The 11247-nt window shown below is 52.7% G+C and carries 1 protein-coding gene; it reads right to left on the bottom strand.

The features are described 5' to 3' along the window. Positions 1–11247, bottom strand: an 11247-nt coding sequence (locus tag H8K55_RS14850; RefSeq protein ID WP_186942840.1) for a Calx-beta domain-containing protein, incomplete at both ends; no start/stop codon positions are given.

The raw sequence follows: 11247 nt of genomic DNA, 5'->3' as shown, positions 1-11247 counted from the left end.
TCGTGCCTATGCCCAGATTGTCAGATATCGTCGCATTCGTTGGAGTGACCAAATTGACGTTGAAGTTCTCGGACAATTCGAACACGCTGTCATTACTGATATTGACCGTGATCGTTTGGGTGGTGACACCAGGATTGAACGTTAAAGTACCGCTTGCTGCTGTGTAGTCACTACCTGCAGTGGCGGTGCCATTGCTGGTGTTGTAACCGACAGAAACTGTTTGACCAGAGGCTGCGGACAAGGTGACTGTGAAGGTCGCTGTGCCGGCTGCTTCGTTGACGGTGACGTCGTTGATTGACAGGCTTGGTGTACCGTCATTGTCGGTAATCGTCGCGGTACCCGCTGCGGAGGCATTGGTGGTCGTGCCTGCTGTGCGGGTGACTGTTAAATCAAAGGTTTCAGTCACTTCATTGATCAGATCATCGGTGATCGGTGTCCGTACCAACACACTCGTGCTACCTGCCGCAATCGTTGCGGTCGTCGCATTGCCCCACGTTGCGCCACCATCGGTGGACACTTGCAGATTAGTCGCTGTGGCGCTGCCGTAATCGGTACCACTGCCCGTTGCTGTACCGCCGCCTAAGGCGAGGCTGACACTTGTGGCTGTGGTGCTGGCATTGCTTAAGCTCACCGTGAATTGCGCAAAGCCGCCGCTTTCTGCGACCGTCACGTTACTGACGCTCAGCGTTGGGGTGTCGTTGTCACTACCACCCGTGCCGGTGCCATCATCTTTGATCGTGCCTATGCCCAGATTGTCAGATATCGTCGCATTCGTTGGAGTGACCAAATTGACGTTGAAGTTCTCGGACAATTCGAACACGCTGTCATTACTGATATTGACCGTGATCGTTTGGGTGGTGACGCCAGGATTGAAGGTTAAGGTACCGCTTGCTGCTGTGTAGTCACTGCCGGCAGTGGCCGTGCCATTGCTGGTGTTGTAACCGACAGAAACTGTTTGACCAGAGGCTGCGGACAAGGTGACTGTGAAAGTCGCTGTGCCGGCTGCTTCGTTGACGGTGACGTCGTTGATTGACAGGCTTGGGGTTGCATCGTTATCGGTGATGGAGCTACTTGCAACGTTCACAGATCCAATTGCCACACTCTCAAAAGAGCTATTTGTATCGATTACTCCACTAATGGTTGCAATTAAAGACTCAGTATCTTCTTTTAAAACATCATCAGTCGCTGTGACCGTAAATGTGGTGGTGCTGCCGCCGCTGACGTTAACGCTAGCTGGTAAGGCGCTGGTGTCGACGCCGGCTGTGGCTACACCGCTCCAGTTCAACGCCACGGCAATGCTGCTGCCGGCTGGAACACTGACCACATTGCCGCTGCTATCTTTGAGCGTCACGGTGTAGGTTAATACGCCACCTTCAGCAACACTGGCTGCATCGACGCTGATGTGCGCATAGACCGTGTCGCCTGTGCTTGGTACGGCTTCATCGGTAATTGCGCTCGTTGCTGTGTTACTGCTGCCAACGGCTACGGCTTCGTAACGGCTATTCGTATCGGTCACACCACTAATCGTCGCGATCAGGGATTCTGAGCCTTCTTTCAAATAATCGTCTGTTGCTGTGACCGTGAAGGTCGTGCTGCTGCCGCCGCTGACATTCACACTAGCTGGTAAGGCGCTGGTGTCTACACCCGCTGTGGCTACACCGCTCCAGTTCAAAGCAACAGCAACGCTGCTGCCAGCGGGGACACTGACGACGTTGCCGCTGCTATCTTTGAGTGTGACGGTGTAAGTTAATACGCCGCCTTCTGCAACACTGGCTGCATCGACGCTGATGTGCGCATAGACGGTATCACCTGTGCTTGGTACGGCTTCATCCGTGATCGCACTGGTTGCTGTGTTACTGCTGCCTACGGCTACAGCTTCGTAACGGTTATTCGTATCGGTCACACCACTGATCGTCGCGATCAGGGATTCTGAGCCTTCTTTCAAATAATCGTCTGTTGCTGTGACCGTGAAGGTCGTGCTGCTGCCGCCGCTGACATTCACACTAGCTGGTAAGGCGCTAGTGTCCACACCGGCTGTCGCGACACCACTCCAGTTCAATGCCACTGCGATACTGCTACCCGCTGGAACACTGACGACGTTGCCGCTGCTATCTTTGAGAGTGACGGTGTAGGTTAATACGCCGCCTTCTGCAACACTGGCTGCATCGACGCTGATGTGGGCGTAAACCGTATCGCCTGTGCTTGGTACGGCTTCATCGGTAATCGCACTAGTCGCTGTGTTGCTGCTGCCAACGGCTACGGCTTCGTAACGGTTATTGGTGTCAGTGACGCCGCTGATTGTGACGATCAGGGATTCTGAACCTTCTTTCAAATAATCATCGGTGGCTGTCACTGTAAATGTCGTACTGCTGCCGCCGCTGACGTTGATGCTAGCTGGTAAGGCGCTCGTATCGACACCCGCTGTCGCGACACCGCTCCAGTTCAAAGCAACAGCGATGCTGCTACCTGCTGGGACACTGACGACGTTGCCACTGCTGTCTTTGAGTGTGACGGTATAAGTTAATACGCCGCCTTCTGCGACGCTCGCTGCATCGACGCTGATGTGCGCATAGACGGTATCGCCTGTGCTTGGTACGGCTTCATCGGTAATTGCGCTCGTTGCTGTGTTACTGCTGCCTACGGCTACAGCTTCGTAACGGTTATTCGTATCCGTCACACCGCTGATCGTTGCAATCAGAGATTCTGAACCTTCTTTCAAATAATCATCGGTCGCTGTCACTGTAAATGTCGTGCTGCTGCCGCCGCTGACGTTGACGCTGGCTGGTAAGGCGCTGGTGTCGACACCCGCTGTCGCGACACCGCTCCAGTTCAACGCCACTGCAATGCTGCTGCCAGCGGGAACACTGACCACATTGCCACTGCTGTCTTTGAGTGTGACTGTGTAGGTTAAGACGCCACCTTCGGCAACACTCGCTGCATCGACACTGATGTGGGCATAGACCGTGTCGCCTGTGCTTGGTACAGCTTCATCTGTGATGGCGCTGGTTGCTGTATTGCTGCTGCCAATGGCTACTGCTTCGTAACGACTGTTCGTATCCGTCACACCACTGATCGTCGCGATCAGGGATTCTGAGCCTTCTTTCAAATAGTCATCGGTTGCTGTCACTGTAAATGTGCTGCTGCCGCCGCTGATGTTGACGCTAGCTGGTAAGGCGCTGGTGTCTACACCCGCTGTGGCTACACCGCTCCAGTTCAAAGCAACAGCAACGCTGCTGCCAGCTGGGACACTGACGACGTTGCCACTGCTGTCTTTGAGTGTGACGGTGTAGGTTAATACGCCACCTTCGGTAACGCTGGCTGCATCGACGCTGATGTGCGCATAGACCGTGTCGCCTGTGCTTGGTACGGCTTCATCGGTAATTGCGCTCGTTGCTGTGTTACTGCTGCCAACGGCTACGGCTTCGTAACGGCTATTCGTATCGGTCACACCACTGATCGTCGCGATCAGGGATTCTGAGCCTTCTTTCAAATAATCGTCTGTTGCTGTGACCGTGAAGGTCGTGCTGCTGCCGCCGCTGACATTCACACTAGCTGGTAAGGCGCTAGTGTCCACACCGGCTGTCGCGACACCACTCCAGTTCAATGCCACTGCGATACTGCTACCCGCTGGAACACTGACGACGTTGCCGCTGCTATCTTTGAGCGTGACGGTGTAGGTTAATACGCCGCCTTCTGCAACACTGGCTGCATCGACGCTGATGTGGGCGTAAACCGTATCGCCTGTGCTTGGTACGGCTTCATCGGTAATCGCACTAGTCGCTGTGTTGCTGCTGCCAACGGCTACGGCTTCGTAACGGTTATTGGTGTCAGTGACGCCGCTGATTGTGACGATCAGGGATTCTGAACCTTCTTTCAAATAATCATCGGTGGCTGTCACTGTAAATGTCGTACTGCTGCCGCCGCTGACGTTGATGCTAGCTGGTAAGGCGCTCGTATCGACACCCGCTGTCGCGACACCGCTCCAGTTCAAAGCAACAGCGATGCTGCTACCTGCTGGGACACTGACGACGTTGCCACTGCTGTCTTTGAGTGTGACAGTATAAGTTAATACGCCGCCTTCTGCGACGCTCGCTGCATCGACGCTGATGTGCGCATAGACGGTATCGCCTGTGCTTGGTACGGCTTCATCGGTAATTGCGCTCGTTGCTGTGTTGCTTGAACCTACTGCGACAGCTTCGTAACGGCTATTCGTATCCGTCACACCGCTGATCGTCGCGATTAAAGATTCTGAGCCTTCTTTCAAATAATCATCGGTCGCTGTCACTGTAAATGTCGTGCTACTACCACCGCTAACATTCACGCTAGCTGGTAAGGCGCTCGTATCGACTCCTGCTGTCGCTACACCGCTCCAGTTCAAAGCAACAGCGATGCTGCTACCTGCTGGGACACTGACGACGTTGCCACTGCTGTCTTTGAGCGTGACTGTGTAGGTTAAGACGCCACCTTCGGCAACACTCGCTGCATCGACACTGATGTGGGCATAGACCGTGTCGCCTGTGCTTGGTACAGCTTCATCTGTGATGGCGCTGGTTGCTGTATTGCTGCTGCCAATGGCTACTGCTTCGTAACGACTGTTCGTATCCGTCACACCACTGATCGTCGCGATCAGGGATTCTGAGCCTTCTTTCAAATAGTCATCGGTTGCTGTCACTGTAAATGTGCTGCTGCTGCCGCCGCTGATGTTGACGCTAGCTGGTAAGGCGCTCGTATCCACACCGGCTGTCGCGACACCGCTCCAGTTCAACGCCACTGCAATGCTGCTACCGGCTGGGACACTGACGACGTTGCCACTGCTGTCTTTGAGTGTGACGGTGTAGGTTAATACGCCACCTTCGGCAACGCTCGCTGCATCGACACTGATGTGGGCGTAAACAGTATCTTCCGCACTTACAGGTTCTTGAATATCGGGATCTACAACCACACTACCCACATCCGTGATTGTACCTACACCAACCAAATCACTATTTCCAACGTCAACATTCGCAGAAACATTTGACAAGTTAACATTGAGAATTTCATTCCCTTCTCTAACGAAATCGTCATTAATATTGATCGTAATAGTCGTAGTTGTGCTACCCGCTAAAATACTGCCGTTTGCACCGATAGAACTAGCAATGTAATCAATGCCAGCAGTAGCCGGACTGATAATGCCATTGCTTGTAGCAAAGTCAAAAGTAACATCTGCCGTAGTTGCATGACTTAATGTAACGGTAAAAGTCATCGTTCCTGCGTCTTCATTGACAGTGACGTTATCAATACTGATCGTCGGTGCTGCATCATCGTCACTGATCGTAGTTGTTACGTTTGCAGTTTGCGCGCCCACACCAGAAACTATGTCAATAAGTTCAAACTCACCCGTATCTTGCACGTTAGTGATAGTCGCCTTAAAGCTATCATTATCAAAATCAACATCTGGATTCGTTGCTACTGTAAAGGTCGCACTATTCGTATTGGCGAAAATAGTGACGACTTTATCGGCGTGATCAAAGTCACCAAGTTCCGACGAAATATCACTGAATTTGATCGTCACATTTGTATTAGCTGTGACAGTTACAGGATTACCTGACGAATCTACTAACCTGACAGTAAATGCTGTTGTCGTCTCACCTTCAGTTACAGTTGTTGGTCCGCTGATCACAGCAAATACTGTATCTTCAGTGGATGGAGAAACATCATCATTAATTGCACTGGTTGCTGTGTTGCTTGAACCTACTGCTACGGCTTCGTAACGGTTATTCGTATCCGTCACACCGCTGATCGTCGCGATCAGGGATTCTGAGCCTTCCTTCAAATAATCATCGGTTGCTGTCACTGTAAATGTCGTACTGCTGCCGCCGCTGACGTTCACGCTGCTTGGTAAAGCGCTGGTGTCGACTCCTGCTGTGGCGACACCACTCCAGTTCAACGCCACTGCAATGCTGCTGCCAGCGGGAACACTGACGACGTTGCCGCTGCTGTCTTTGAGCGTGACGGTGTAGGTTAATACGCCGCCTTCGGCGACGCTCGCTGCATCCACGCTGATGTGGGCATAGACTGTATCACCTGTGCTTGGTACGGCTTCATCTGTGATGGCGCTGGTTGCTGTATTGCTGCTACCAACAGCTACGGCTTCGTAACGGTTATTCGTATCCGTTACACCGCTGATCGTCGCGATCAGGGATTCTGAACCTTCTTTCAAATAATCATCGGTCGCTGTCACTGTAAATGTCGTGCTGCTGCCGCCACTGACGTTGACACTAGCTGGTAAAGCGCTAGTATCGACACCTGCCGTCGCGACACCGCTCCAGTTCAACGCCACTGCAATGCTGCTGCCAGCGGGAACACTGACCACATTGCCACTGCTGTCTTTGAGCGTGACCGTGTAGGTTAATACACCGCCTTCAGCAACACTGGCTGCATCGACGCTGATGTGCGCATAGACGGTATCACCTGTGCTTGGTACGGCTTCATCCGTGATCGCGCTGCTTGCTGTGTTACTGCTGCCTACTGCGACGGCTTCGTAACGGCTATTCGTATCCGTCACACCGCTGATTGTCGCGATCAGGGATTCTGAGCCTTCTTTCAAATAGTCATCGGTTGCTGTGACCGTAAAGGTCGTGCTACTGCCGCCGCTGACGTTGACGCTAGCTGGTAAGGCGCTCGTATCGACACCCGCTGTCGCTACACCGCTCCAGTTCAACGCCACGGCGATACTGCTGCCAGCGGGAACACTGACCACATTGCCACTGCTGTCTTTGAGTGTGACGGTGTAGGTTAATACGCCACCTTCTGCGACGCTCGCTGCATCGACGCTGATATGAGCGTAAACAGTGTCGCCTGTGCTTGGTACGGCTTCATCGGTGATCGCGCTGCTTGCTGTGTTGCTTGAACCTACTGCTACAGCTTCGTAACGGCTATTCGTATCCGTCACACCACTGATCGTCGCGATTAAAGATTCTGAACCTTCTTTCAAATAATCATCGGTCGCTGTCACTGTAAATGTCGTGCTGCTGCCGCCGCTGACGTTGACGCTGGCTGGTAAGGCGCTGGTGTCGACACCCGCTGTCGCGACACCGCTCCAGTTCAACGCCACTGCAATGCTGCTGCCAGCGGGAACACTGACCACATTGCCACTGCTGTCTTTGAGTGTGACTGTGTAGGATAAGACGCCACCTTCGGCGACGCTCGCTGCATCGACGCCGATGTGGGCGTAAACCGTGTCGCCTGTGCTTGGTACGGCTTCATCGGTAATTGCACTCGTTGCTGTGTTGCTTGAGCCTACTGCGACAGCTTCGTAACGACTGTTCGTATCCGTCACACCGCTGATCGTGGCGATCAGGGATTCTGAGCCTTCTTTCAAATAGTCGTCGGTCGCTGTCACTGTAAATGTCGTACTGCTGCCACCGCTGACGTTGACGCTGCTTGGTAAGGCGCTAGTATCGACTCCTGCTGTCGCGACCCCGCTCCAGTTCAAAGCCACGGCAATGCTGCTGCCTGCTGGAACACTGACGACATTGCCGCTGCTGTCTTTGAGCGTGACGGTGTAGGTTAATACGCCACCTTCGGCGACGCTTGCTGCATCGACGCTGATGTGCGCATAGACCGTGTCGCCTGTGCTTGGTACGGCTTCATCGGTAATGGCGCTGGTTGCTGTATTGCTTGAACCGACTGCGACAGCTTCGTAACGGCTATTCGTATCCGTCACACCGCTAATCGTCGCGATCAGGGATTCTGAACCTTCTTTCAAATAGTCATCGGTCGCTGTGACCGTAAAGGTCGTGCTGCTGCCACCGCTGACGTTGACGCTGCTTGGCAAAGCGCTAGTATCCACACCGGCTGTTGCTACACCGCTCCAGTTCAACGCCACTGCGATACTGCTACCCGCTGGGACACTGACCACATTGCCACTGCTGTCTTTGAGCGTGACGGTGTAGGTTAATACGCCACCTTCTGCGACGCTTGCTGCATCGACGCTGATATGGGCATAGACCGTATCACCTGTGCTTGGTACAGCTTCATCTGTGATGGCGCTGGTTGCTGTGTTGCTTGAACCAACGGCTACGGCTTCGTAACGGCTATTCGTATCGGTCACACCGCTAATCGTCGCGATTAAAGATTCTGAGCCTTCTTTCAAATAATCATCGGTCGCGGTGACCGTAAATGTCGTGCTGCCGCCGCCGCTGACGTTGACGCTGGTTGGTAAAGCACTCGTGTCGACTCCGGCTGTGGCGACACCGCTCCATTTCAACGCCACGGCAATGCTGCTGCCTGCTGGAACACTGACGACATTGCCACTGCTGTCTTTGAGTGTGACGGTGTAGGTTAATACGCCACCTTCGGCAACGCTCGCTGCATCGACGCTGATGTGGGCGTAGACCGTGTCTACAGAATCTACTACTTCAGGAACATCTGGTGGCGTTGACGGGCTACCGGCATCTGTTATCGTTCCCTGTCCAACTAAAGTATTACCGCTAGACGCCACATTGACTGACAAGTTAGATAAAGTTACGTTAAACGTTTCATTACCTTCTCTGATGTAGTCATCATTAATCGGCACGGTAATCGTTGTCGTAGTCGATCCTGCTGCAATACTGCCATTTGCGCCAGGCACACTGGAAACATAATCACTTCCAGCTGTTGCCTGATTCACGCCACCGTTACCAGTCGCATAATTAAAGCTGACAACGTCGCTAGTTGCATGACTCAAGGTGACGGTAAATGTCATCACTCCAGCGTCTTCATTGACTACAACATTATCAATCGATATCGAAGGCGCACCTTCGTTGTCGACAATCGTTGCGGTACCAATTGCCGAACTATTCGTTGTAGTTCCAGCAGTACGACTTGCTGTCAGTTGGAAGGTTTCGTTCGTTTCGTTGATTAAATCATCGGTAATTGGTGTGCGCACCAAGACACTAGTAGAACCTGCAGCAATCGTTGCTGTGCTTGCATTGCTCCATGTGTTTCCGCCATCTGTCGATACTTGCAGATTGTTAGCGCCTAAACTGCCGTAATCGGTTCCGCCTCCAGTGGCATTTCCTCCAGCCAAAGCGAGATTAAAACTTGTCGGCGTAGTACTGGCATTACTTAAACTCACAGTAAATTGCGCAAAGCCACCATCCTCTGCGACCGTAACATTACTGACACTCAGTGATGGAGTGTCATTATCATTACCGCCCGGCCCTGTGCCATCATCTCTAATTGTGCCTACACCTTGTGCATCAGAAATTGTGGCGTTAACTGGCGCTACCAAATTGACGTTAAATCTTTCCGACAATTCAAATACGCTATCGTTGGTGATGTTTACTGTAATAGTTTGCGTCGTTACTCCAGGCGCAAAACTAACTGTACCGCTCGCTGCGGCGTAGTCCGCACCCGCTGTCGCCGTATCATTACTCGTGTTATAGCCAACGGTGACCGTTTGTCCAGATGCTGCTGACAAGGTTACTGTGAAAGTCGCGGTACCAGCCGCTTCATTAACGGTCACATCATTGATCGTCAAACTTGGTGCAGCATCATTGTCTGTAATTGTGGCTGTTCCGACCGCACTATTATTCGTCGTAAAACCACCGGTACGCGTTGCGGTCAGTTGGAAAGTTTCATTGGCCTCATTAATCAAATCATCGGTAATCGGTGTACGCACTAAGACACTCGTATTACCAGCGGCAATCGTCGCCGACGTCGCATTATTCCAAGTCGCACCACCATCAGTAGACACCTGCAAATTATTTGCTGTAGGACTGCCATAATCGGTACCACCACCGATAGCATTTCCACCGGCTAATCCCAAATTAAAACTCGTCGCACTTGTACTTGTATTACTTAAGCTCACAGTAAATTGTGCAAAGCCGCCACTTTCTGCAACCGTCACATTGCTGACGCTTAAGGTAGGCGTATCGTTATTGTTACCACCTGTGCCTGTGCCATCATCGTGAATGGTCGTCGTAACGCTGCTTGTGCCTAAGGTCGCATTTGTCGGTGCAGATAAATTCACCTGGAAGTTTTCAGCGCCTTCAAATACCGTGTCATTTGTGATCGCAACCGTGATCGTTTTGCTCGTTTCGCCTGGTGCGAATGTCACATTGCCGGCTACGGCTGTGTAGTCACTGCCTGCCACTGCGCTGCCATTGGCGGTGCTGTAATTCACGCTCACTGGTGCGGCGTTGGCGCTGCTTAAGGTCACGGTATACGTCACCGTTCCAGCTGCTTCATTGACGTCGCCTGGACCGCTAATACTAATCGTTGGTACTGCGCCGTCCGTGATCGTGCCCGTGCCGACTATCGCTGCACTATTTTGTGCTGTCGCTGCCGATAAAGTGATCGTTTCAGATCCTTCCACCACGCCGTCATTGGTGGTGGCGATACGCACCTGGAAGCCATTGGCTCCCGCTGGTACGACTACGCTGCTGCCTAAGGTATTCCAGGTCACACCGCCGTCGGTGGAAACTTGTTGTACGCCCGTATCGGTTCCTAATACTGCAGTACCAGAAGATGGGGTGACATTGACTGTTGTTGCTGTCGTGCTGGTGCCGCTTAAGGTGACGCTAAATACTAAATTACCGCCTTCACCTACCGTCGGGCTGCTCACTGATGTCACGACCAGACGATCATCATCGCCACCACCTGTGCCTGTACCATCATCATGAATGGTCGTCGTGACGCTGCTTGTGCCTAAAGTCGCGTTCGTCGGTGCAGATAAATTCACCTGGAAGTTTTCAGCGCCTTCAAATACTGTGTCATTTGTGATCGCGACCGTAATCGTTTTGCTCGTTTCGCCTGGTGCGAATGTCACATTGCCGGCTACGGCTGTGTAGTCACTGCCTGCCACTGCACTGCCATTGGCTGTGCTGTAATTCACACTCACCGGTGCTGCATTGGCGCTGCTTAAGGTCACGGTATACGTCACCGTTCCAGCTGCTTCATTGACGTCGCCTGGACCGCTAATACTAATCGTTGGTACTGCGCCGTCCGTGATCGTGCCTGTGCCGACAATCGCTGCACTATTTTGTGCTGTCGCTGCCGATAAAGTGATCGTTTCAGATCCTTCCACCACGCCGTCATTGGTGGTGGCGATACGCACCTGGAAGCCATTGGCTCCCGCTGGTACGACTACGCTGCTGCCTAAAGTATTCCAGGTCACACCGCCATCGGTGGAAACTTGTTGTACACCCGTATCGGTTCCTAATACTGCAGTACCGGAGGATGGTGTGACATTGACTGTTGTTGCTGTTGTGCTCGTGCCGCTTA

The sequence above is a fragment of the Affinundibacterium flavidum genome (genome assembly GCF_014284175.1).
Taxonomy (GTDB): domain Bacteria; phylum Pseudomonadota; class Gammaproteobacteria; order Burkholderiales; family Burkholderiaceae_D; genus Undibacterium; species Undibacterium flavidum.
This window is presented reverse-complemented; position numbering and strand designations above follow the sequence as displayed.